The sequence below is a fragment of the Flaviflexus ciconiae genome (genome assembly GCF_003971195.1).
Taxonomy (GTDB): domain Bacteria; phylum Actinomycetota; class Actinomycetes; order Actinomycetales; family Actinomycetaceae; genus Flaviflexus; species Flaviflexus ciconiae.
On record NZ_CP034593.1, the window covers coordinates 531,051 to 554,615 of the forward strand.

At 61.0% G+C, this 23,565-nt stretch carries 22 protein-coding genes; 15 read left to right on the forward strand and 7 right to left on the reverse strand.

The window, feature by feature from the left end:
- Positions 1–107: 107 nt before the first annotated feature.
- The 4 genes from EJ997_RS02475 to EJ997_RS02490 all read left to right on the forward strand — a co-directional run bounded on the left by EJ997_RS02475 (position 108) and on the right by EJ997_RS02490 (position 4,561).
- Positions 108–317 (forward strand): DUF7455 domain-containing protein, encoded by a 210-nt coding sequence (locus EJ997_RS02475; protein ID WP_228201558.1) that lies wholly within the window; start codon positions 108–110, stop codon positions 315–317.
- A gap of 154 nt (positions 318–471) precedes the next feature.
- The gene (locus EJ997_RS02480) at positions 472–2,565 is read left to right on the forward strand and encodes a DNA gyrase/topoisomerase IV subunit B (RefSeq protein ID WP_126703182.1); all 2,094 of its coding nucleotides are present in this window, start codon (positions 472–474) and stop codon (positions 2,563–2,565) included.
- Between the two features lie 23 nt (positions 2,566–2,588).
- Positions 2,589–3,638: a GNAT family N-acetyltransferase gene (locus tag EJ997_RS02485; RefSeq protein ID WP_126703183.1), complete on the forward strand. Its 1,050-nt coding sequence runs from the start codon at positions 2,589–2,591 to the stop codon at positions 3,636–3,638.
- Positions 3,638–4,561 carry a GNAT family N-acetyltransferase gene (locus tag EJ997_RS02490; RefSeq protein ID WP_126703184.1) on the forward strand — a complete coding sequence of 308 codons (924 nt, stop codon included), beginning with the start codon at positions 3,638–3,640 and terminating at the stop codon, positions 4,559–4,561. The genes EJ997_RS02485 and EJ997_RS02490 overlap by 1 nt, the downstream gene beginning before the upstream one ends.
- An 18-nt stretch (positions 4,562–4,579) precedes the next feature.
- Here EJ997_RS02490 and EJ997_RS02495 read toward each other — a convergent pair whose 3' ends face one another.
- On the reverse strand, positions 4,580–5,197 hold the full coding sequence (locus tag EJ997_RS02495; RefSeq protein WP_164719729.1) for an HAD-IA family hydrolase: 618 nt from the start codon (positions 5,195–5,197) through the stop codon (positions 4,580–4,582).
- A gap of 70 nt (positions 5,198–5,267) precedes the next feature.
- On the opposite strand from EJ997_RS02495, the gene EJ997_RS02500 reads away from it, so the two are divergent.
- Together EJ997_RS02500 and EJ997_RS02505 are read left to right on the forward strand one after the other, a co-directional pair.
- Positions 5,268–5,693: a GNAT family N-acetyltransferase gene (locus EJ997_RS02500; protein ID WP_126703186.1), complete on the forward strand. Its 426-nt coding sequence runs from the start codon at positions 5,268–5,270 to the stop codon at positions 5,691–5,693.
- Positions 5,693–6,814 carry an alanine racemase gene (locus tag EJ997_RS02505; RefSeq protein ID WP_126703187.1) on the forward strand — a complete coding sequence of 374 codons (1,122 nt, stop codon included), beginning with the start codon at positions 5,693–5,695 and terminating at the stop codon, positions 6,812–6,814. Before EJ997_RS02500 ends, EJ997_RS02505 begins: the two co-directional genes overlap by 1 nt.
- Positions 6,815–6,971: 157 nt before the next feature.
- Here EJ997_RS02505 and EJ997_RS02510 read toward each other — a convergent pair whose 3' ends face one another.
- Positions 6,972–9,380 (reverse strand): DNA gyrase/topoisomerase IV subunit A, encoded by a 2,409-nt coding sequence (locus tag EJ997_RS02510; RefSeq protein WP_126703188.1) that lies wholly within the window; start codon positions 9,378–9,380, stop codon positions 6,972–6,974.
- A gap of 84 nt (positions 9,381–9,464) precedes the next feature.
- On the opposite strand from EJ997_RS02510, the gene EJ997_RS02515 reads away from it, so the two are divergent.
- Together EJ997_RS02515 and EJ997_RS02520 are read left to right on the forward strand one after the other, a co-directional pair.
- On the forward strand, positions 9,465–10,571 hold the full coding sequence (locus tag EJ997_RS02515) for an alkaline phosphatase family protein (RefSeq protein WP_126703189.1): 1,107 nt from the start codon (positions 9,465–9,467) through the stop codon (positions 10,569–10,571).
- Positions 10,568–11,221: a thymidine kinase gene (locus EJ997_RS02520; protein WP_126703190.1), complete on the forward strand. Its 654-nt coding sequence runs from the start codon at positions 10,568–10,570 to the stop codon at positions 11,219–11,221. Before EJ997_RS02515 ends, EJ997_RS02520 begins: the two co-directional genes overlap by 4 nt.
- 350 nt (positions 11,222–11,571) lie before the next feature.
- On the opposite strand, the gene sepH is transcribed toward EJ997_RS02520, so the two are convergent.
- Positions 11,572–12,753, reverse strand: coding sequence for a septation protein SepH (gene sepH / locus EJ997_RS02525; RefSeq protein ID WP_164719731.1), 1,182 nt, complete (start codon positions 12,751–12,753; stop codon positions 11,572–11,574).
- A gap of 197 nt (positions 12,754–12,950) precedes the next feature.
- Here sepH and EJ997_RS02530 point away from each other — a divergent pair, with 197 nt between their 5' ends.
- On the forward strand, positions 12,951–13,250 hold the full coding sequence (locus EJ997_RS02530; RefSeq protein WP_126703192.1) for a DUF4193 domain-containing protein: 300 nt from the start codon (positions 12,951–12,953) through the stop codon (positions 13,248–13,250).
- Here the strand turns inward: EJ997_RS02530 and EJ997_RS12825 are convergent.
- Together EJ997_RS12825 and EJ997_RS12830 are read right to left on the reverse strand one after the other, a co-directional pair.
- Positions 13,225–13,536, reverse strand: coding sequence for a DUF3093 family protein (locus EJ997_RS12825; protein ID WP_164719733.1), 312 nt, complete (start codon positions 13,534–13,536; stop codon positions 13,225–13,227). The genes EJ997_RS02530 and EJ997_RS12825 overlap by 26 nt on opposite strands.
- Complete coding sequence (locus tag EJ997_RS12830) at positions 13,419–13,691, reverse strand: hypothetical protein (RefSeq protein WP_164719639.1); 273 nt, start codon at positions 13,689–13,691, stop codon at positions 13,419–13,421. The genes EJ997_RS12825 and EJ997_RS12830 overlap by 118 nt, the downstream gene beginning before the upstream one ends.
- An 85-nt stretch (positions 13,692–13,776) precedes the next feature.
- Between EJ997_RS12830 and EJ997_RS02540 the strand changes: the two genes are divergently transcribed.
- From EJ997_RS02540 to EJ997_RS02550, 3 genes are read left to right on the forward strand one after another with little or no spacing between them, the layout of a single operon-like run.
- Positions 13,777–14,469: a DUF3710 domain-containing protein gene (locus EJ997_RS02540; protein ID WP_126703194.1), complete on the forward strand. Its 693-nt coding sequence runs from the start codon at positions 13,777–13,779 to the stop codon at positions 14,467–14,469.
- Complete coding sequence (locus tag EJ997_RS02545; RefSeq protein WP_126703195.1) at positions 14,466–14,717, forward strand: single stranded DNA-binding domain-containing protein; 252 nt, start codon at positions 14,466–14,468, stop codon at positions 14,715–14,717. Before EJ997_RS02540 ends, EJ997_RS02545 begins: the two co-directional genes overlap by 4 nt.
- Positions 14,714–15,547, forward strand: a complete 834-nt coding sequence (locus EJ997_RS02550) for a DUF3159 domain-containing protein (RefSeq protein ID WP_206501767.1) — start codon at positions 14,714–14,716, stop codon at positions 15,545–15,547. Before EJ997_RS02545 ends, EJ997_RS02550 begins: the two co-directional genes overlap by 4 nt.
- Positions 15,548–15,687: 140 nt before the next feature.
- On the opposite strand, the gene EJ997_RS02555 is transcribed toward EJ997_RS02550, so the two are convergent.
- Both EJ997_RS02555 and EJ997_RS02560 read right to left on the reverse strand, forming a co-directional pair.
- The gene (locus EJ997_RS02555) at positions 15,688–16,386 is read right to left on the reverse strand and encodes a potassium channel family protein (RefSeq protein ID WP_126703196.1); all 699 of its coding nucleotides are present in this window, start codon (positions 16,384–16,386) and stop codon (positions 15,688–15,690) included.
- Positions 16,383–17,051, reverse strand: a complete 669-nt coding sequence (locus EJ997_RS02560) for a potassium channel family protein (RefSeq protein WP_126703197.1) — start codon at positions 17,049–17,051, stop codon at positions 16,383–16,385. The genes EJ997_RS02555 and EJ997_RS02560 overlap by 4 nt, the downstream gene beginning before the upstream one ends.
- Positions 17,052–17,100: 49 nt before the next feature.
- Between EJ997_RS02560 and EJ997_RS02565 the strand changes: the two genes are divergently transcribed.
- The 3 genes from EJ997_RS02565 to acnA all read left to right on the forward strand — a co-directional run bounded on the left by EJ997_RS02565 (position 17,101) and on the right by acnA (position 23,299).
- Positions 17,101–18,909: a hypothetical protein gene (locus tag EJ997_RS02565; protein WP_126703198.1), complete on the forward strand. Its 1,809-nt coding sequence runs from the start codon at positions 17,101–17,103 to the stop codon at positions 18,907–18,909.
- On the forward strand, positions 18,906–20,069 hold the full coding sequence (locus tag EJ997_RS02570) for a class I SAM-dependent RNA methyltransferase (protein ID WP_126703199.1): 1,164 nt from the start codon (positions 18,906–18,908) through the stop codon (positions 20,067–20,069). Before EJ997_RS02565 ends, EJ997_RS02570 begins: the two co-directional genes overlap by 4 nt.
- Positions 20,070–20,503: 434 nt before the next feature.
- Positions 20,504–23,299, forward strand: a complete 2,796-nt coding sequence (gene acnA, locus EJ997_RS02575; protein WP_126703200.1) for an aconitate hydratase AcnA — start codon at positions 20,504–20,506, stop codon at positions 23,297–23,299.
- Positions 23,300–23,565 lie beyond the last annotated feature (266 nt).

Here is a 23,565-nt window from a genome sequence, read left to right on the forward strand (position 1 = left end):
GAGAGGTAGGTCCCAAAGCTGTACTGGAATAGTTCAAGATTTGGGCCGCAAGCGAACTCACACGAACATCTGGATGAAATCCGGGTGAACTGTGGTTGTATGTAAATGTGAGTACATCAGTAGTAGAACCCATGCAGTTGACGGCCATCGACCGTTGCGACGCCTGTGGCGCGCGCGCCTACGTGCGCGTCGAACTTGAATCTGGCTCGCTGCTGTTCTGCGGACACCACGCGAACCAGCACCTCGAGAAGATCGCTCCCACAGCGAAGAACGTCATCGACGAAAGGTCGAAACTGACCGAGGAGAGCACAAACTAGCGACGAGGACGCCCGCGCGTCCAGCTAGTAGATCGGGTGCAGACGCGCCCGATCCCCACGACAATGGTGCGGACCCATCAACGATGGGTCCGCACTTTCTCACATCGGCGAGGGAATACCGCGGTTTTGGAGGGATTTATCCTAATATCGAACGGTGCCTGAATATACCGCCCGACACCTGTCCGTCCTCGAAGGCCTCGAGGCGGTCCGTAAACGACCCGGCATGTACATTGGATCCACGGATTCCCGTGGTCTTATGCACTGCCTGTGGGAAATCATTGACAATGCCGTAGACGAATCGCTGGAAGGCCACGCTGACCGCATCGGCGTCACTCTGTTGCCCGACGGTTCTGTCGTCGTGGAAGATAATGGCCGAGGAATTCCCGTCGACGAGGTCCCCGGCGTGGGACTCTCCGGCGTCGAGGTCGTGTACACGAAGCTGCACGCGGGCGGTAAGTTCGGTGGCGGCTCCTACGCGGCCTCCGGCGGCCTGCACGGCGTCGGTGCGTCCGTCGTTAACGCACTGTCCCACCGGCTCGACGTTGAGGTCGATCGCGATGGAAAAACCCACCGGATGACATTCCGCCGGGGCGAGCCCGGCCAGTACAAGGATGGGCGCAAGCCCACCCCGGAGAACCCGTTCACACCGTTCACGAAGGACTCGGCTCTCGAAATCAAGGGCAAGGTGGCGAAGAAGAAAACCGGCACCCGGGTGCGCTTCTGGCCCGATCCGCAGATCTTCCCCGAGGGCACGAAGATGGACCTCGATCAGATCCTCGGCAGGGCCAAGCAGACCGCGTTCCTCGTTCCCGGTCTCACACTCGTGATTCGCGATGAACGGGGTGAGGAAGCCGTTGAAGAGAACTACCGTTACGACGGTGGTGTCGTTGACTTCGTCGATGACATTGCGCCCGATGCGGCGATTACCCATACGCTCCACATCGAGGGCAGCGGGACGTTCACGGAGACCGTGCAGACCCTCGACAAGAAGTCCGGTCACCTCGTTCCGAAGGAAATGGAGAGGACCTGTCGCGTCGACGTGGCTCTCGCGTGGGGGCAGGGCTACGAGACGACGATGAAGTCGTTCGTCAACATCATCGCTACCCCGGTGGGTGGCACTCACGTCCAGGGTTTCGAAGCGGGCGTCACGCGCGCTCTTCGTAAGCTCATCGACAACAACACGCGCAGGCTCAAGATCACGGCCAAGGATCCCAAGATCGAGAAGGAAGACATCATGGCGGGCCTGACCGCCGTCGTTACCGTCTCGCTACCGGAGCCGCAGTTCGAAGGACAGACGAAGGAAATCCTCGGAACGGGCCCCGTCCGTTCCATCGTTAACCGCGTAATCGGCGACGGCCTCATGGAGATCCTCGGGTCCTCCAAGCGCTCGCAGCGCGATGAGACAAATCGCCTGCTTGAGAAGATCGTGGCGGAGATGCGAGCGAGGGTTGCGGCGCGTCTTCACAAGGAGATCTCGCGCCGCAAGAACGCGCTCGAAACGTCAACGATGCCGGCAAAGCTGTCCGACTGCCGGTCCGAAGCAGTCGAGAACACCGAACTGTTTATCGTGGAGGGAGACTCGGCTCTTGGCACGGCAAAGCTGGCTCGCAACTCCGAGTTCCAGGCGCTCCTGCCGATCCGAGGAAAGATCCTCAACGTTCAAAAAGCATCTCCGGCCGATATCCTCAAGAACGTAGAAGTCTCTTCGATTATCCAGGTGATTGGCGCAGGATCGGGACGCACCTTCGACCTGGACGTGGCGCGCTACGGGAAGGTCATTCTCATGACCGACGCCGACGTTGACGGTGCCCATATCCGCACCCTGCTGTTGACCCTGTTCTTCCGGTACATGAGGCCACTGGTGGAAGCTGGCCGTGTCTACGCTGCGGTTCCGCCCCTTCACCGCGTCGATGTGATCGGCAGAGGGAAGGCAAAGAACGAGGTCATCTACACGTACTCGGAAGCCGAGCTCAATGCGCTTCTCAGAAAGCTGGAGAAGCAGGGTCGTTCCTACAAGGAACCCATTCAGCGCTACAAGGGTCTTGGCGAGATGGACGCGGACCAGCTGGCAGAGACAACGATGGATCCCACGCACCGAACTCTCCGTCGCGTGTCCATGGCCGACGAAGAATCGGTGAAGGCGGCCGAAGAAGTCTTCGAGCTCCTCATGGGCAACGAGGTAGCCCCGCGCAAGGAATTCATTGTTGAAGGCTCGGACGATGTTGACCGGGCAAGGATTGATATTTAGGGAGCACTGGTAAGGTGGCGAACATGGAATCGAACCGCGTGACTGCGCGTGCTGGCTCTCTCGATCAGAGGCTTCGCGTACCCGACGTCATGAATTTCCCGGGCGCCCACCTGGGCCTGTCATGGGGGATGCTCGGAGCAGAAGACGTCGGCGATGTCACCGCTCTTGACGAGCGATGCAGGCCCGTGGACCGGCCCTCGACACTCCGCCGGCTCGAGGTGATAGCCCCGATCCTTGGGCTCGCCCCTACCGCCCACCGGTACGAGGTTCTGGGTGGTCGTGACTCTCAGGGCGAGCTCCGGGCAGTTGGCGTTGTGGGACTGATGGCCGGAGCCGATTCCGAGCATGTTTGCACCATTGAAGCGTTCGTTGACCCCACCTGGCGGGGCCGGGGAATCGGCCGCGCACTCATTGACTGGCAGGACGGACGCGCCCGCCAGCTCATCTCTGAGGACGGGCGGGACCTGCCCGTGTCCATCGAATCCCGCGTTGTTTCGCACCTGACAGAGCGCCGCCGCCTCCTTGCGGCAGCCGGCTTCAGCCCGCACCGCACCATCGAATACCTGGTGCGAACCGTGGATGGCTCTGAGGGACCAAGTCCGATCGTTGCGGCGAAGCTGGAAGCCGCGGGTGTTTCTCTCATCCCGTTCGATCCGTCGCTCAACGAGGAAGTTCGAACAGTGTTCAACCGTTCGCAGTCGCTGAGCCTGGGCGGGCGGCTGATGCCGGCGGAGGACTTCGCTCGCCGCGCCGATGAGATCGATCCTGCACTGTCGTACGTCGCTGTCACCGACAGTGATCGGATCGTTGTTGGCTTCCTGCTGGCACGCGTGGAGAACGGCGACTACGGCCACGAGTCATGGATCGAGTACCTTGCGATTGAACGGGGGTGGCGTAACCGCGGAATAGCGGATGCTCTCATGTCGGAGCATCTGCGCCGATGCAATGAGCAGTCGATACCACAAACTGGGATTTCGATTGACACGAATCTTAACGAGACTTCGAAGAGCTGGGTGACCCGCTGGGACTTTTTCCCCCGCTCGACCGATATTGTCTACGCGATCGAAATGTGATGCGGATTGAGTTAACGCGGGAGCGTCTGCCCGAGCTCATCAGCATGGTTGCCGCCATTGAGCAGCATGACCGTGCTCCGTTTCGTACGCTCCCCTCCGAGCTGGAAGACTACTTTGACTCCTCAATGGAGATGGAGTCGCTCGGTCTTGTCGTGGACGGCGTGCTAGCCGGTTACGGGGTCGTTCGGGTCCCGCGTGACGGTGGGCCGCTTCGGTGCTCCGGCGGAACGCATCCAGACTTCCGCGGGTATGGTCTCGGACGTCAAGTCATCCAGTTCTTTGATACGTCCGCGAAGAAGCTTGCACGCGGTAACCCGAACGCGATCATGGAAATCCATGTCGACGAGGGCCGAGACAGCCTCATTGATCTGCTTCAGCGTGCCGAGTTTGAGCCAAGCGGCGGCTACGTTCAGCTCCGCAGGGACCTGGCCGAGCCTCGCTCCGAGGTTGAGCTACCCGGCTTCTACCAGTTGCACACCTGGGCGGATGTCATGGACACGGAGATTGGCAGGACGTACCGTGAGCAACTTGTCGAGCTCAGCGACGCACTGGAGTCCCAGTTCTTTGTGCCCGAATGGTCGTTCATTGTTGTCGACGCCAAGTCCGATCGCGCGAAGCTCGCGGCCTACATCCTGTCGCACAAGTACCAGCAGGACTGGTCCGCCTTTGGATGGTCGGAGGGCTACACGGAAGAACTCGTCGTGCTTCCCGACTATCGAGGCCTGCATCTTGCCACCGTTCTTCTTAATGCGGCGGCAGATATCTACCAGGAATCGGGTATGGAATACGCGGGGCTCGACATCAGCGTGGATATGGAGGGGGAGTCTCCGATGCTCGACCTCTTTACCCACTTTGGCTACGAGCCGGTGCGGAATACGACCCTGTACACGAAGCCCGTTTACCCGGGCGGGGAAGTTAGCTGACCGCTCCGCCGACGATGACTATCCCAGGTACGGGATCAGGTCAGTCAGATAGGTGACGGTGACAACGCCATCGCGCTTTGAGTCCACGGGGTCGCTCACGAGCAGAAAGCCCGTGGTGCCCGCTGCCTGAGCCGCTTCCACGTCGATGGGACGGTCTCCTACGGCAATGCAGGATGCCGCTTCCACTCCGTTCCTGTTCATGATTTCAAGCATCATTGTGGGATCGGGCTTGCGGGGAAAACCGTCGCCGGGGCAGATGAGGTCATCGAACCGTAGCCCCGTCGATGACAGGAGCTGCTGGGCCGATTCACGGTCGCGGTGCGTGGCTATGAGATTGCGGCCGCCTGAGTCCTGACAAATCTTGAACAGCTCCCGAGCGCCATCCATGAGCGGTGCAGGAGACACCTCCCAGCTGGCCTTCACGTCCTCGTACACTGACTCGAATTCTTCCTTGGGGATACTGAACTTTTCTGACAGGACGTTGATGGCGTGGCCGCGTGTGACACGCGTCAGAGCCGCGGTTTCGCTTAGCGCGATGTTTTTGCCTTTGCTCTTGACAAGGTTGGTGAACGCCGCGTCTATCTGCGGGTATGTGTCGAAGAGTGTGCCGCCCATGTCCCAGATAATCGAAGTCATTCTTACACTATTCCAGAATGTCGTGGTTTCTCGCTCGGTTCTCGGTAAGCTTCTGCGCTGGAGGTTATAAATGGACATACAGTCCCAAAACTTGTCCACCCACCCATTAACGAAGGAAGAGACCGAGAGATACGCGCGCTTCCTCTACAATCACCTCGAGGAGTACGGAGATCCCCTCGATGATGTCTTGGCTTGTTTCGATTACGCCGCTCACCGGGGCGGGCTATTAATTACCGCCGTGGACGATGACGAACTGCTTGGCGTTGCCATGACGAATGAGACCGGGATGTCCGGCTACATTCCCGCCAATATTCTCGTCTACCTGGCTGTCTCACCGAATGCTCGCCGTAGGGGCGTTGGATCCGCCCTGATGAATGCCGTGAAGGCCGAGACGACAGGCGGGATCGCCCTGCATGTGGAAGAAAACAATCCTGCCAAATCGCTGTACGAGAGAAGCGGATTTGACGTGAAGTACCTTGAGATGAGGAGCGCCTGATGGCACGCGTGACACTGTCGCGCTCAAAGCTCCGCACCAACTACAAAAACCTGGAAGATCTGTTTGAGGGGGAGGACGTTTCCTGGGGAGCTGTCTCGAAGCTCTTCTGCGGTGACATGTCCTTTATCGGAGAAGTCCTGGACCTTGGAATCGCCGAGGTTCATGACTCGAGGATCGCCAATCTCCGGGCAATTAAGGAACAGCATCCCGAGGTTCGCACGGTCTACATCAAGCCCGCTGCTCACTCCGCGATTTCGGACGTTGTGGCCTGGGCCGATGTTTCCTTCCAATCCGAAATATCGACTCTGGAAGAACTCAATGGGGAGGCCCGCCGCCAAGGCGCCACTCACGAGGTCGTCATCATGGTTGAGATGGGGGATCTAAGGGAGGGAGTTCTCCCCGAAGACCTCCTTGGTTTCTATCGACAAGCCCTGCAATTCCAACACATTAGAGTTTCGGGGATCGGCACGAATCTGAACTGTCTGAGCGGCGTCCTGCCCAGCGAAGAGGCCCTTGATGAGCTGGTGACGCTCCGGGATCTCCTGGAGAAGGAAACCGGGGAAACACTCGACCTCATTAGCGCGGGAACAACCGTGACGCTTCCGCTTCTGGAGAGCGGCGACCTGCCCGACGGAATCAATCACTTCCGGATCGGTGAGGCCCTCTACTTTGGTCAGAATCTTGTTGAGGAGAAGACATTTGACGGCTGGCATGATGACGTCCTTGAGCTACACGCCGACGTTATCGAGCTCCGAGAAAAGTCCATGGCACCGTCCGGTCCGATGGGAACTAATCCGTTCGGTAACGTAGCCGAGGAAACCGACGATAGGATCGCGCACCGAGCGATCGTCGACATTGGCTACCTCGACGTCAACCCGGACTTCATTGTTCCCTCACTCCCGGGGATCAAGATCATCGATGCGGCATCGGACATGCTTGTCCTTGACTTGGGGGAGAACCCGAGGGACATCGCGGTTGGTGACACCATCACGTTCCGACTGGAATACATGGGTGCCCTGCACGTGATGAGCTCCAACTATATCGGTAAGGAAGTTGTCGACACGGAAGCAACAGGTGCCGGCATTGCTGCATGCGACATGGAGATAGCTGTCGCCAGTTAGTTCGCTATTGCCAGCGAAGAATCGCCACGAGACAATTTCACCGCAGTAACAATGAGGGGGCGTGCCCAGGGAAATCCTGGGCACGCCCCCTCATTAGCTACTCGGAACAGTTATTGCCAAGCAGCAACACTGCAAGGTGCTGTGACGGATCGCAGGCTTAGCCGATTCCGCCGATGATGGTCGTCAGCGGGGTTCCGGAGGCGTCGCGCTTCTCGTTGACCTCGGGAAGCTCAATGGGCTGTCCGCCGGTGCCGACGGCACGCGGGTCGAGTCCGACCCAGGCGAGTGACAGCATGTCTTCGCCACGCAGGAACCGGTGGGTACGGACACCGAGCGTGCCGCGTCCCTTGGCCGGGTAGCGGTCGAGCGGTGAGACCTTGATCGAACCCGTCTCTGTTCCCGGAATGGCGTCGAAGGAGCCCGTTACCGTGACGACACGTGCCTCGGCTAGGAGATCTCCCGGGACGACACCGAGGGCGCGTACAACGGCATCCTGGGCAAGCTTGATGCCGGCAACACCCTGTCCGGTCCTGCCCTGCGGGCGGACAGCGGAAGAATCGAAGCGCAACAGGTACGCATCCGAAGTGACGAGGACAAGCTGGGCGCTATCTGCGGCATGGGAGACACCAATCACGGAGTCGCCCTCGGACAGCGTGATGATCGACCAGGTGTCCGACTTCGGATGCGTGGGGGTTACCCTCTTGATCTTGCCAAGAGACGTAGCGAGAGCGATCGGCTCCGCATCTTCCGCGAGCGAGATAAGCCCAACGGGCTCGGTGCCGGGTGGCATGAGTTCACGTATGGGAACGCCTCCCGCAAGAGAGCGGCTACCGAGCGGCAAAGCGGGCGTGTCCACCACGTCGAGGCGGTGGACTTCGCCCGTGGTGTCGACAATGCCGATTTGGCCGCGGGTGGTCGCCGCTACGGAGGACACGATTGCGTCGTGCGACTGCCTGTCGGGGGAGTCGGGGATTTCTGCCGCGCGTGCAATAAGGCCGGTGACCGACAGGGCAACGTGGCAGGGTTCGTCGCTCACCTCGACGTCCTGAATAGCGACCTGTTCGCTTCCGTCGGACTCGAGCAGAATCGTGCGGCGCGGGGTGGCAAACTTGCGGGAAACTTCGGTTAGCTCATCCGAAATGAGCTCATAAAGACGAGCCTCGGACGCCAGGATCTCCTCGAGATCCGCAATGGACTTCTGAAGTTCGTCACGCTCTGTTTCCAGCTCGATGCGAGAGAACTTCGTGAGCCTGCGGAGCCTGAGTTCAAGAATGTAGTCGGCCTGGAGTTCGGACAGGTCAAAGACAGCCATGAGCCGCTCACGGGCTGTCGCAGTGTCGTCCGACGACCGGATAACGGCAATGACTTCGTCGATGTCGAGGATCGCAATGAGGAGGCCCTCGACGAGGTGCAGGCGGTCCTTTGCCTTGCCAAGTCGGAAGCCGGTGCGGCGTTTTGTGACATCGATGCGGTGATTGACAAATACTCGCAGGAGCGGAAGGAGACCCAGTGTCTGAGGCGTTCCCTCTACCAGGGCAACGTTGTTGATTCCGAACGAGTCCTCCATTGGCGTCAGCTTGAACAGCTTCGCGAGGATCGCGTCGGGATTAACCGTGTTCTTCAGCTCGATGACGAGCCTGAGGCCGTGATGACGGTCGGTGAGGTTTTGAACGGCGGTGATGCCTTCGATCTTTTTCGACTGGACGGCAGTCTTGATCCGCTCGATGACTTTCTCGGCACCAACCTGGTAGGGCAATTCGGTGACAACAATGCCCTTCTTGCGGGCGGTGACGTTCTCGATCCTTGTTGTTGCGCGTGTCTTGAAACTGCCGCGACCGGTCTCGTAGGCGTCCCGAATTCCGGTGAGGCCAACGATCTTGCCGCCTTCCGGCAGGTCCGGCCCGGGAATGAACCGCATGATGTCGTCGAGTGTGGCGTCGGGATTCTTGAGAAGGTGCTTGGCACCCGAGATGACCTCACCGAGGTTGTGGGGAGGCATGTTTGTCGCCATGCCGACGGCAATGCCGGTGGCGCCGTTCACGAGCAGGTTCGGGATAGCTGCCGGTAGTACCTCCGGCTGCAGGTATGAGTTGTCGTAGTTGGGGACCATGTCGACGGTGTCTTCGTCGAGGTCTGCGGTCATGGCAAGAGCCGCTTCGGTGAGGCGCGCCTCCGTGTATCGGGAGGCTGCCGGGCCGTCATCGAGCGATCCGAAGTTGCCGTGGCCGTCGATGAGTGGCAGGCGCTGCGTGAACGGCTGCGCCATGCGGACCATCGTGTCGTAGATGGCGGCATCGCCGTGCGGGTGAAGCTTACCCATGACGTCGCCAACGACGCGGGATGACTTGACGTGGCCGCGGTCGGGTCGCAGCCCCATGCGGTCCATCTGGAAGAGGATGCGCCTCTGAACGGGCTTGAGACCGTCCCTTGCGTCGGGCAGGGCCCTGGAGTAGATCACCGAGTAGGCGTACTCCAGGAAGGAGCCTTTCATTTCTTCCGACACGTCGATATCGACGATGTTCTCGACAATATCGGTGGGTATTCCCGTGTTCTTGCTTCTTGCCATTCGACTATTGTTCCATGACGCGGGACCGCTTCCAGCGAGGCGACGCTCACTTCGTGGAGACTTTCACCCGCTAAGCTTGCACTCATGACTCCCCGCGTGACTGATGTGCTGGCCGGTGCGGTCGGCGTCCTTGGGCAGAACCTGCCCGGCCTCGATACGGCAACCTCCAAGGCCCGGCTGGGCCTACCAGATGCAAAACGAGTGATCGTTGTTCTTGTCGATGGCCTCGGGCACGCAAACCTGACTGCAAGAACGGGGCACGCGCCCTACCTGCGTCGGCGACTTGCGAATAGCCCCGATCCCATCCGCACGGTCTCTCCATCGACAACCGCAGCTGCCATTACCGGGCTCGGCACCGGCCTCTTCCCCGGGCAGACCGCCATGGCCGGCTATTCGCTAAGAGACCCCCGCACGGGCGAGCCCTTCAACCTCATCTCCTGGAACACGGACTTGAGGGCCGAGGACTGGCAGACCCGCCCAACGATTGCCGAGAGCCTCGTGGAAGCGGGCATGGAACTGGCGGTTGTCCAGCCCGCCAAGTTCGTCGGCTCAGGGCTGACAAACGCCGCGTGGCGGGGCGGACGCCCCGTCGTTGGTGAAACCCTCGACGACCGCGTTGATGGAGCTCTGGCGGCTCTTACAACCACGAATCTGGTGTACCTGTACTGGGGCGAGCTTGACCATACCGGGCACGGTAAGGGCTGGCAGTCCGATCAGTGGATCGCAGAGCTCGAACTGCTTGACGGAGGGCTGGCCAGACTGTCCCGGCAGGCCCCGGCGGACACTCTCATTATTGTGACCGCCGATCACGGCATGATTGACGTGGAAGAACGAATCGATATTGCCGCGGTCCCGGCACTTGCCGAGGGCGTTGACCTTGTTGCCGGTGAGGAACGTGCCACCCAGGTGTACACGAAACAAGCGGATGCGGTGGCGGGCCGGTGGCGAGAATATTTGGGTGATCGAGCCCTCGTGTACACGAAGGAAGAGTGGATCGCTTCCGGCCTGCTCGGCCGAGTAAGTGACCAGACCCGCTCCGCCATTGGAGACGTCGTTGCCTTCTCTCATGGCAGACTTGGCATCGGAGATTCCCGGTTTATGAGCGCGGGAGCCCTCAGCATTATCGGCCTGCACGGGTCGCTAACCGATGAGGAAATGAATGTTCCGTGCCTAGTGGAGGTTACTTCTTGAGCGAGCTCGTCTTCTTCTCGGGAACGATGGACTGCGGCAAATCGACCCTTGCCCTGCAACTGGCCTACAACCGTAATGCTCGTGGCCTGCAGGGGCTTATCTTCTCCCGCAATGACCGTGCGGGCGAAGGCAGACTCTCCTCCCGCCTCGGGCTCGACGTCCCAGCGATCGAGGTCGGTCCCGGCACCAACATTTGGAAGCTCATCACGGATCGTCGCATGGCGGGGGACCGCGTCGATTTTCTCGTGTGCGACGAGGTCCAGTTCTATTCGATCGACCAGGTCGAGCAGCTTGCCAGAATCGTTGACGAAATCGATATCGACGTCTTCGGTTTCGGCATCACCACCGATTTCCGTACGGCCCTGTTCCCGGGCTCGGCACGCATGATGGAACTGGCGGACAGGGTCGAAAGACTTCAGGTTGAAGCCCTGTGCTGGTGCGGCGCACGAGCCACACACAATGCTCGAACCGTTAACGGCCTCATGGTGACCGAGGGTGAACAGATCGTCGTCGGCGACACCGGCTCAAAAGACAATGTTGGTTACGAGGTGCTGTGCCGAAAGCACCACCTCCGTGCGATGACAGCGGCCTCTGTTCGTGCCACGGCGCTGACGGAAGATGCGTTGCCGCTCGGTGGGCCGGGCGAATAGCCCCGGCACTCCTGAAAGGCGGTCTCGATAGCTCACATCATGCGCGGGCGAGGGAGATCGAAAGCGGGAGATCTCAAGGCCCAACGGCTCAGGTATTCGTTGGCATGCGACGGCATTACTTTTGAGATACCCGGCTAACGCCCGTCTCTCTAGGTAACGCACTAATTGAACGCGTCCACATGGTGCGCGCGAATAACTAAGTGCTCTCGCTAACCCATGACGGTCCCGGATAAGCAGCAGAACGTGCCCACTCGTCCGCAAAGGTGAGTGATTGCTGGCCGCGGGAATGAGAATGCCCCCCGTTTCTGTCGGTGACAGGCACAGGGGGACATGATCGAGTGAGTGGCGCGCTACTTCTTGGGGTGTCCGAAGACGATCTCATCCCAGGACGGCATGGCGGGACGGTTGCCGCCGCGCTTCTTCTTGGGCTTGGGCGGTGTGGACTCCGAGAATAGAGTGTCGCCTTCGTCGGACTTGCCCTCTGCCTTGTTCTCTTCCTTCGCAGTCTCCGTCGTTGCCTCGGCTTCCGCCGCGGACTGGGAAGACTGTGCTTCGTCGGTCGTTTCGTTCGCGGTGTCTTCCGCCTGCTTGTCCGTAACTTCTGAGTCGGCCTCGGCTCCGGGCGCGGTGGCTGCCGACGGCATAGAGTCCTGCGTCGGCTCAGCGGCGGAGGCGGAGCGAGAGGCTCTGCTCGGGCGCGGTGGCAGGGAAAGTATGGTTGCGTCCGTCGCTTCCTCAGGGCGGGAAGCCGGGGGATGAGCGGCGGGTGGGAACTCGTCATCTTCCATGACAATCGGTTGCTTTGTTCCGCGGCGGGCGGACAGCGTGTCAAGCATGGAAACGATGGACTCTCCGGAGTCTTCCTTCGCCTCGGGTGAGGTCTCTGCGCTCTGCAGGACAACGACCTCGTCTTCCACGCGGGAAGGTGAGGAAGCGGGGGAGGGTGCCAGGGGGCGCCACGGGGAATCCTTGACGGGGATCTCGGTTTCAGAGAGCCAGCGGGCTTCGTCGTTGAGAGCCGTCAGGGAGCTTGTCGACTGGTTGATGGTCCACACGGACCTTGTTTCGCGGCCCGCAACGGTGTACGTGGCGGTCAGCTCCCAGTTCTTTCCAACTTCGCGTTTGGCGTCCCATTCGATCGCTTCGGGGTTCACATCGCGAGACTTGAGGCGAGATGTGACGAGTTCCTCGACGGTGAGGGAGCCGATCTCGTGACCGATCCGATAGGCGCGGGCCTGGTTCGCCGCGTATTCGCGTTCGGCGAGAATCGGATACTCGTAGGGGGAGAGCTGGGAGATCGGCATGTTTGTTAGTTCGGACAGCTCTTCGAGGGACCGGCCCGCCCGGAAGTGGGCCTGGATATCCCTGGGGGACATGGGCTTTGGCTCCTCCGTCGGGCTCGGGACGCGGTCGCGGCGCAGGGCTCCGCGAAGCTCGTCGGTAATGGGCAACGAGTACCTGTTCCCGTCCGAGTCGTTCAGCGTCATGGTGTTTCCGTCGGGCTGAATCCCGAGGAACTCGAGCTCGAGCATATGTGGCCTCCTAGATGACATCTCCTCCTAGAGTGCCAGCTCAGGACATAAAAAGCGGGCAATCTTCACGGAGTGTTCACCATTCTAGCGGGCTGTCTTGACTCCGCCATTTCGGGACTTGCATAATTCGCACCAATGGGGCAATAATGTCCCCGCTACCAAGTAGGTAGCGTACCTAGGGTTTGGAAGCGTAGATAATGGCGACAGATTACGATGCACCTCGCAAGCGCGACGAAGACATGGAGGAGGATTCCCTCCAGCAGCTGAAGACCAGCCGCTCGGGCTCGCAGTCCGGTTCGGTTGATGTTGACGAGGCCGAGGCCGCGGATTCCTATGAGCTTCCGGGCGCTGACCTGTCGAACGTTGAGCTGTCCGTCTCGGTTCTCCCGGCACAGGCCGATGAGTTCACGTGCTCAGAGTGCTTCCTCGTCCACCACCGTAGCCAGCTGGCTTACGAGAAGGACGGAATGCTTATCTGCTCGGAGTGTGCGTCTTAAGAGATTCGACAAGCCTGTCGGGACGGCGGGAGCAGATCACCCAGGATTCAATGGGATCTGCGTCGTCAATGTTGTCGATCACGACCCCGGTTTTAACCCAGGGGGAGTAGCAGACAAAGTCCCGGCCGGAGGATTCGACTCCGAGCCGTTCGTGCATCCCATCCTCATCTAGTACATAGGCCTCGCCCAGATGGGCGAGGTCAATGTGTGCCCGGCCGCACTGCAACTCAATCCCGGTCGGTCCATTGCCCGCCTGGACGATCCGGACCTTGGGGACATGGCCCACAGGACAAACGGGACAATGATGGCGAGTGCCACGATCGCAATGTAGGTGGCGGTCAGCGAAAACGGGAGCCCAAGAAGGCCGAGCATCCCGGCAATAACGGCAGCGGAAATAAGAACGGAAGCCTTCGGGGTTAGCTTCTCTAAAAAGTACGTCACCTTTCCAGGATCCCACCTCCGGGCATCACCAACAAACCTATCTGATTGGTAGGGTAGTACCGTTCAAGACTGAAAGGCGCGACCATTGGGACTTTTCTCTCGTAAGAAGAGGCAGAACGCTGAGCCCGCAGTGGCGGACTCGGCTCAGGAATCGGCGGAGTCGGCGGTAGAAACTCCAGCAACCGACGGCCCCTTCGACATTGCGGAGGCACCCTCCGTTGAGGGAATGCACAATTTCGGCGTGCTTTACCTCCCGAAGCAACAGGGCGTCCGCGTCCAGTTCACGATCAACAAGAGAACCCGTGCAGCCATGGGAGCACTTGTTCAAATGCTCGGCTCCTCGCTGACCCTCAACGTTTATGCGGCACCGAAGACCGCTGGCCTGTGGCCCGACGTGCGCGACGAAATGGTTGACTCTATTACCAAGGATGGCGGCAGCGCGAACTTCCGCGAGGGCCCGTTTGGTCCCGAGGTGGAGGCCACCATTCCAAAGAAGGACGTCAACGAAGTTCGACACGTCCGCTACATTGGCGTCGACGGCCCCCGCTGGTTCCTCCGCGCTGCGGTGGAAGGCCAAGCCGTCATGAACACCGAGACTCGCGAAGCCATCTACGACTACCTGCGCAAGGTCGTGGTCGATCGCGGCTCCGAGGCTCATCCCGTCCGAGATCTTCTGGCTTTGGATATGCCGGAGGCAGCTCAGCAGCGTGTCGAAGAGAAGCTCGGCAAGGTTCCCGTGAAGAAGCCGCGCGGGCCGGAGCTTCCGGAGCTTGCGTGAGGATCGCCGGTGAGGTCGAGATCACGGGCAGGATCCAGGCGCTGACACTCCCGGCAGTGGGTTTCCATCCCACCTTCAAAGTGCGGCTCGCCAGTGACGAACTGACCGTCGACCTCGTCTTCGTCGGCCACCGGTCCCTCCCGGGCTTCCGGGTCGGCCGGCACATGACTGCGCGTGGCAAGATCGTCGCGGGTGACCACCCCGTTATCTACAACCCCATCTACTGGCTGAAAGCGGATGCCTCATGAGCGAGCGAGATAACCCGGACAACACCGTCCCGGATGAAACGCCGGCCAAAAAGACAGGCATAGCTTCCGTCGTTGCCGAGGACTTCTCGGTATGGCAGGCCGTCGGCGGTGTCCGCGGCCTCGCGGAGGCCGTCCTGCCTTCCGTTCTCTTTGTCATCGTTTTCCTGGTCACCAGTGAAATTGTTCCCGCCGTTGGCACGGCCATTGCCGTCGTCGTTATCTGCCTCGCGATCCGCCTGATCCAGCGCATCGACATCACGCCCGCTCTTGGCGGTGCCTTCGGTGTTGCCATATCGGGTATTTGGGCGTGGCGCTCCGGAGAGGCCGAGAACTATTTTGCGATGGGACTGTGGACCAACGGCGCCTACCTTGCCGTCTTTCTCATTTCCCTCATTGCCACCTGGCCACTCATCGGCGTTGCCGTGGCGCTCCTGCGTGGCGAGGATCAGTCGTGGCGCACGGACCCCGAACAGGCCTCCCGGAAGCGTCGCTACTATACGGCCACCTGGCTCTGGGTCGGACTCTTCGGGCTCCGTCTCGCCGTGCAGCTACCGCTTTACCTTGCGGATGATCAGGTCGGTGCCCTCGGCATCGCCCGTATCGTCATGGGCCCCTTCCTCTTCGCCATCGTCGCCTGGCTTACCTGGATGCTCTGTCGCGAACCTTCCGAGGTCCTGGCACCCACGGCAGGCCGGGCAGAAGGCGAGCACCGCGAGGCGGGGGCAGATACTCAGCACGTCGAGCGCGGTGATCGTGCCTCGGAGCGAGTTGAAGAGGCCCCGCGCGACCCGACGAACCACCCGGATTCATCCTCCGCACCGAATTCGTAGAGACCGCTAAGTTTCACCGTCGTCTGCATGGCTCTGCCAACGATTGACACCATACGCAGCGCATTGACCCCACAGGTTTTCTGTCCCGTGGGGTCAATGCCGTTCTTAATTGCTTGAGCTTGTTGCTACGGGTTGGGGTTTTACTCGTCGTCGATGTCTTCGTCGTCGGGGCCGCCGGAGCCCATGAGTTCACCGATGAGGTCGAGGTCGAGCTCGGCCTCTTCGGATAGCAGGATGAGGACCTGGTCGCCGGCTTCCAGGGTGAGGTCTCGTTCGGCTGGGAGCGGCTGACCGTCGCGCACAACCGTGGTGAGAACGGCTCCCGGCGGGAGGACTACTTCACCGATTGATAGGCCTACCACGGGTGCACTGTCCGGCAGGTTAGTCTGGAAAAGAGAAGCCCCCGACCGGTGGAAGTTCGCCATCTTCACCAGGTTGCCTTCGGAGACGGCTTCCTCAACGAGCGACGTCATGATGCGGGGCGTTGACACCGGTACGTCGACGCCCCAGTTCTCGTCGAACAACCACTCGTTACGGGGGTTGTTGACGCGAGCAATGACCCGCGGAACCCCGTAAACAAGCTTGGAGAGCATGGAGACCACAAGATTCGACTTGTCGTCTCCGGTAGCCGCGACAATGACATCGCATTCGTCGATCCCGGCTTCCGAGAGCGCCTTCGGATCGCAGGCATCGGCGAGGAGCCACTCGACGTCAGGAACGGAGGCCACTCTCATCGCGGAGCGTTCTTTATCAATCAGGGTGATGTCATGAGTCTGGGAGGATAGTTCGCGAGCAATTGAACGACCGACGGATCCGGCTCCGGCAATGATGACTTTCATTCGGTCACCTCCGACGGGCCGTCCGCGAGGACCGCTTCGATCCTGCGAATATGAGTGGGGGAGGCGGCCACTCTCACTTCGTCGCCCTGCTGGATAACGGTGTCGTAGCGGGGGAGAACACCCTCGCCGCCGCGTACGAGGAAAGCCACCCTGAGCGGTAGCAGGTCTTCGAGCTCTCCGATGGACCGACCAAGCCACGACTCGCCGACCTGGACGTGGTAGACGGATAGGTCGGCCGTGGAATTGCGGAGCTCGACCTGTGCGGGCAGGGGGATAAGCCTGCGCATGACCTGATCGGTTGTCCACGACACGGTGGGAACAGTTGGCACTCCGAACCGTTCGTAGATGGCGGCCCGTTCGGGATCGTAGATCCGGGCAACAACGTTGGATACGCCGAATGTCTCGCGGACCACGCGGGCAGCGATGATGTTCGAATTGTCGCCCGAGGAGACGGCGGCGAAGCCTTCAGCTTCCGCAATACCAGCCTCTTCGAGAGCTTCGCGGTCGAAGCCAACCCCGGTAACCTGCTGGCCCGAGAAATCGTCCGGGAGCCGGGAGAAGGCCTCGGAGTCCTGATCAATGATGGAGACGGAGTGACCGCGTTCGCTCAGCTCAATTGCGAGCGTGGCACCCACCCGACCACATCCCATAATGACGTAGTGCACGGTATGTTACGCTACCGCACCGGGCCGCGTGGCGTAGCCTGAATCCATTATGAATGTCGCATCCGCACCGAGTGAATTCCGGCGGCTCCGGATCGTCACCACGATCGGTCTCGCCTTCCTCGCTCTTATTCAGACCCCGCTGTCGATCACGCGTGCGGGGCTTGGCGCGACCATGTCGGAACGGTACTGGGGCGCCCTCGCTATCGGACTGGTTGTCCTTATCGGTATAGGTGCCGGCTACCATCTGCTGACAAAGGTTGTGCAGCGCACCGCCGACCACCAGCTGGTTGCTCGCTACGTCTCCGACAACCTCTCGGTTGTCGCCGCAGCCGCCAAGCTTGTCGGCTACGTTCTCGTTGTTGTGCTGGCCGTCGGATTCGCGGTGACCTCGTTCGTTCACCTGCTGAATCTTGAAACCGCGTCGGTTCCAGTAATTCAGTCGATTGTCATTCTTGTTCTCGCGGTCCCGTCCTTCGCTGGCTGGCAACCCCGGTCGCGAACCCTGTTTTTTGCCATGGTCCCGGCAGCGCTTGCGATCGTTGCTGTTCTCGTTGCCGGGCTCTTCCTCGAGCTCGTTGACGGGATCGATAGCGCAGGCCACGCCGCGGGCGGTATAGCGGTGACGTCGACGAATGCTGGGGTGTCGTGGCCGCTCGGAGAGGCCGCCCTGGGCGCTTGCCTACCGGCGGCGCTTATTGGGCTTATGACGGAGCGATCCTTCGGTGAGGCGACCACGAGAAGGATCGAGGTCCGAGCCCTCCTCAAGGTCCTTATTCCGACGCTGCTTCTCATCACGGCAACGATCTACCTCGTCCAGATTGCCACACTGTCACCCACGACCCGGCTTTCACCGATCCTGGTGATGGCGGAGATGTTCCTTGGCGGGGTGGCGGCTGCCGTTGCGGGAATTGCGTTCTGTGCGGGAGGGCTCGCTATCGGGCTTGCCGCATACTCGCAAGTGAATCTGCTCCTGCGTTCCCTTGCTACCGACGGGATTCTGCCAAGGCAAATGGCGGCGGCGGATGCGAGGGCGCCGAGGCGCTTCGTGGTCTCCATCATCGCGGTTCTCTGTGCCGGTGCCGCATACTTTGCCGAGACCTCTCTTGGCGTTTCAACGAGCCTCGTCCTCATCCTTTTTGCCTGCTTCGTGATGACCATGGCGGCGCTGGTGGCACGGGGTCGGAAAGTTCGGCGGGACTCGACTGTTCTCGCCGAACGCAATGGCGCGAAGGCATCAATCCGCTGGGGCCTGCTCCTCGGTGTCATGGCGCTTGTTATCATCCTCATCTCGGCCGTTGTGCAACCGGGGCACACACTCATTGCCGTTCTCGTTCTTGCGGTTCCCAGTGTTGTCCTACTCGCACAGCGCCGGGGTCGGGGCAAGATCGGCAAAACCCTTGCGGCCAGCGACCTGACCGAAGGTAGGACCCTCCCAACACGCGTCCACGCCATCGTCCTCGTTGAGCGACTTGACAGGCCCACGTTACAAGCCATCACCTACGCCCGGGCTACCCGTCCGTCGACGCTAACCGGTCTTGTGGTTGACGTTGACCCGGCAACGACCGAGGCACTGAGCCGGGACTGGACAGAGGCGGAGATGCCGGTGGAGCTCAGGATTCTTGGCACCCCCAGGGGCGCGGCACGCCGACCGGTCATTGAGCATGTTCGCTCGCTCCGCGCAGGCTCTCCGCGCGATATTGTCATCATCTATGCCCCGAGAGTCGTGTCCTCATCGGCCGCTTGGCAGCGGTTCTTTGTGCGGCACTCGACTCCGGCGCTATTGTCAGAACTTAAGCTCGAGCCCGGAGTGATCGTGGCCGAGGTCCCCTACCAGCTGGAAGACGTGGAAGAACAGTGAGAATTGACATCGAGGCAGGCCAGCCGGTTCACGGGGGATACACCCTGGCAAGAATCGACGGACGCATCGTTCTCGTCGAGGGCGCAGCCCCCGGAGAGAAAGTCGAAGTAGAAATCGATGACACCCAAAAGCCCTGGCGCGGCACGGTAACCGCCGTGCACGAGCCGTCCGCCGATCGTGTCCCTCATATCTGGGACGTTGCCGGCGGCGCCGAGCTTGGCTACCTCAAGCGCTCCGCGCAACTCGATTGGAAGACCGCGGTCCTCAACGACGCGATCGACCACCTTGGGGGAGGCCTCGCAGACCACCTCAAGCAGGGTGGCCTGACCGTCAAGGTCAACGAGGTCGGCCCGGGCCTTGGCACGAGAACCCGGCTTGACCTGGAGGTGGACGAGTCCGGCAAGCTCGCCATGTACGCGCACGGCACCAACACCCTGGTCCCGATCGATTCCATGCCGCTTGCGGCTGTCGCAATCAACGACATTATTGCCGACCAGGAAGCCTGGACGGGGACCTGGCAGCCCGGCGATAGCGTCCGCATCCTTGCACCGAGCGGGCAGGGCCCCGCCGTAGCCGTCGGTAAGGACGTCTACCGGGCCCCGGGGCAGAAGACCTCCTCCCGCGTGATGGAGAGGGCCGCCGGTTACACGTGGGAAGTAACCGCTACGGGATTCTGGCAAACCCACGAGAAGGCCCCCGTCACTCTGCTCGACGCCGTCATCAAGGGCGCCCGCCTGCGCAAGAGCGATCGCGTTGCCGAGTTCTACGGTGGAGCCGGCCTCTTTACGCTGCCGCTTACGAAGCAGGCGCGTGCGGTCCGCATGTGGGAAGGCAATGCCGGTGCCGTGAGGGACGCCAAGCGCAACGCGCCCGATGCGAAGATCACGCAGAGCCCGATCAATGCCAAGGTATTGGCCGAAGGCTCCAGGGGAGCCGACGTTGTCATTGCCGATCCGTCCCGGTCCGGGCTCGGCATTCCAGGGGCCAAGGCACTAGCAGCATCGGATGCTCAAGCCATTGCTCTTGTGTCTTGCGATCCCGCAGCCCTGGCACGCGACGTCTCCGCGATGGTCGAAGAAGGTCGAACCGTCCAGTCGCTTGCCTCCTACGACCTCTTCCCGCACACCATGCACATTGAGGCGGTAACGATTCTCAGCTAGCCGCGGAGTCCACTCATGAGACAGAAGCTCATGAGCGGACCCCGGCAAGCGGACAGGTCTGAGGCTAGGTGAACTGTGCGCGTGAACTGGGTAGAACCGCGGCATCGGCCCCAACCTGGGACGGGCTTCGGCCCCAGCCGGGGCGGGCACCGAAGCTGAATCAGTGCGCTTAATGTTGCTGAAAGGCACGCGGTTCCTGATGTCTGGTCACGTGCGATTGACCGGGGGAGTACCTGCACGTTTTGTGCAAAGGGTGTCCGACATTGGGAGCCTCGTGAAACACTGGCAGGAGCGGCCCTCCGGCACAATTTGAGTACTGGATTATGTCGTAACTTGAGCAAAGTGCGGCGGGTCTTCGGTTGTCGTAGGGCTCCAAATGAGATATCTTGAAATCGAGATATCGCGGTTTCGGCCGCTTGGATTGAGGAGTTAACGTGAGCGTTGACAGTTTTGGAGCAAAAGCCTCCCTGAGCGTCGGGGAGAAGGAATACGATATTTACCGTCTCGACGCGGTTCCCGGTCTTGACAAGCTGCCCTACAGCCTGAAGGTTCTCGGCGAGAACCTGCTGCGCACCGAGGACGGTGCGAACGTCACCAAGGACCACATCAATGCCCTGGCAAACTGGGACCCGAATGCTGAGCCGTCCGACGAGATTCAGTTCACCCCGGCCCGCGTTGTCATGCAGGACTTCACCGGTGTTCCCTGTGTCGTCGACCTGGCAACCATGCGCGAGGCAGTCGTCGAGCTCGGTGGTAACCCCGAGTCGATTAACCCGCTGAACCCGGCCGAGTTGGTCATCGACCACTCGGTCCAGATTGACGTGTTCGGCACCAATCAGGCTCTCGAGCTCAACATGGAGCGCGAGTACGAGCGCAACGGTGAGCGCTACCAGTTCCTGCGCTGGGGCCAGGGAGCCTTCGAGAACTTTAAGGTCGTCCCGCCCGGCACCGGTATCGTCCACCAGGTCAATATCGAGTACCTGGCACGCGTGACGATGGCATCCGAGGAAGACGGCAAGACCGTTGCCTACCCGGACACCTGTGTCGGCACCGACTCGCACACGACGATGGTTAACGGCCTCGGCGTGCTCGGTTGGGGCGTTGGTGGCATCGAGGCCGAGGCAGCGATGCTCGGCCAGCCCATTTCCATGCTGATCCCGCGCGTTGTTGGCTTCAAGCTCAAGGGCGAGATCCCCACCGGTGCAACCGCAACCGACGTTGTTCTGACGATCACCGAGAAGCTCCGCGAGCACGGCGTTGTCGGCAAGTTCGTTGAGTTCTACGGCGAGGGCGTGGCCGAGGTTCCGCTCGCCAACCGCGCCACGATCGGCAACATGTCGCCCGAGTTTGGCTGCACGGCCGCAATCTTCCCGGTTGACGACGTCACCCTGTCGTACATGCGCCTAACCGGCCGTAGCGAAGAGCAGATTGCTCTCGTCGAGTCCTACTCGAAGGAGCAGGGCCTTTGGCACGATCCGTCGGTTGAGGCCGAGTACTCGGAGTACCTCGAACTGGACCTGTCGACGGTTGTTCCGTCGATTGCCGGCCCGAAGCGTCCCCAGGACCGCGTCCCGCTGTCCGAGTCGAAGGAATCCTTCGCGGGCACCTTGCCCGACTACATTTCGGGCAAGGGCGTGGAGCCGACCGAGCTCGACCGCGAGATCGCGTCGACGATGGATGCGTCCGATCCAATTTCGCCCGAGGGCCACTCCGTTGAGGGCGACTCCCGCGAGGTCGCAGTTAAGGCAGCGACCCGTCCGCACCGCACGGTGTCAATTACGATGCCCGATGGCACGAAGACGACCCTCGATCACGGCGATGTTGTCATTGCCTCGATCACGTCCTGCACGAACACCTCGAACCCCGAGGTCATGATGGCGGCGGCGCTGCTTGCTAAGAAGGCCGCTGACCTGGGCCTGAAGTCGAAGCCCTGGGTGAAGACCTCGATGGCTCCCGGCTCGAAGGTTGTCACCGATTACTACGAAAAGGCCGGCCTGTGGCCGTCGCTCGAAGCGCTCGGCTTCAACCTTGTTGGCTACGGTTGCACCACCTGCATCGGTAACTCCGGCCCGCTCCCCGAGGACATCTCCCGCGTTGTCAACGAGGAAGATCTCACGGTTGTGTCGGTGCTGTCCGGTAACCGTAACTTCGAGGGTCGCATCAACCCCGACGTCAAGATGAACTACCTGGCGTCCCCGCCGCTCGTCATTGCCTACGCACTGGCCGGCACGATGGACTTCGACTTCGACAACGAGCCCCTCGGTCAGGACCACCTCGGCAACGACGTGTTCCTCGCCGACGTGTGGCCGAACCAGGAAGAAGTTCAGCAGACGATCGACGCCACGATCGACTCCGACATGTTCACCCGCAACTACGGTTCGGTCTTCGACGGTGACGAGCGCTGGCGCTCGCTCGACACCCCGGAGGGCAACACCTTCGTGTGGGAAGACGACTCCACCTACGTCCGCAAGGCACCGTTCTTTGACGGCATGGGCCTCGAGCCCGCACCGGTTGAAGACATCGCCGGTGCGCGGGTTCTTGCCAAGTTGGGTGACTCGGTCACAACCGACCACATCTCCCCGGCAGGTGCAATTAAGGCTGACTCGCCCGCGGGTCGCTACCTGACGGACCACGGCATTGCGCGCAAGGATTTCAACTCCTACGGCTCGCGCCGCGGTAACCACGAGGTCATGATTCGCGGTACGTTCGCGAACATCCGCCTGCGTAACCAACTTCTCGACAACGTTGAGGGCGGCTACACGAAGAACTTGCTGACCGGTGAGCAGGAGTCGATCTTTGACGCCTCCGAGGCATACCGCGAGGCCGGTGTTCCGCTCGTCGTTCTCGGCGGCAAGGAATACGGTTCCGGTTCGTCCCGCGACTGGGCCGCGAAGGGCACGTCCCTCCTCGGTGTCAAGGCAGTCATCACCGAGTCGTTTGAGCGCATTCACCGCTCGAACCTCATCGGCATGGGTGTCCTGCCCCTCGAGTACCCGGCTGGCAAGACCGCCGACTCGCTCGGACTGGACGGCACCGAGACCTTCTCAATCTCGGGCATCACCGCCATCAACGATGGCCCGACCCCGAAGACCGTCAAGGTTGTCGCAGTCAAGGAGAACGGCGAAGAGGTTACCTTCGACGCTGTTGTCCGCATCGATACCCCCGGCGAGGCCGACTACTTCCGTCACGGAGGCATCCTCCAGTACGTGCTGCGTTCCCTCGTGAAGTAACGAGACGCGGGTAAAAGTACCCTGGGTGGGCAGTGATCGTCAGGTCACTGCCCACCTTTCCTTTGCGGTTTTGCGCCATGCCACAGTGCAGGTACCTGGCGAGGCAGGTGTGTGCTTCGAACGGGCGTGGGCTGGGTGGCCAGCTTCGATAGGGGGATGCGCTGCATAGAGTAGCCGGGGTGCCGGGCTCGATTGGATCGCGGAGCTTGATCGGGTCGTGGGCCTTGATCGGATCATGGAGCTCGATTGAGTTGTGACGTTACTGC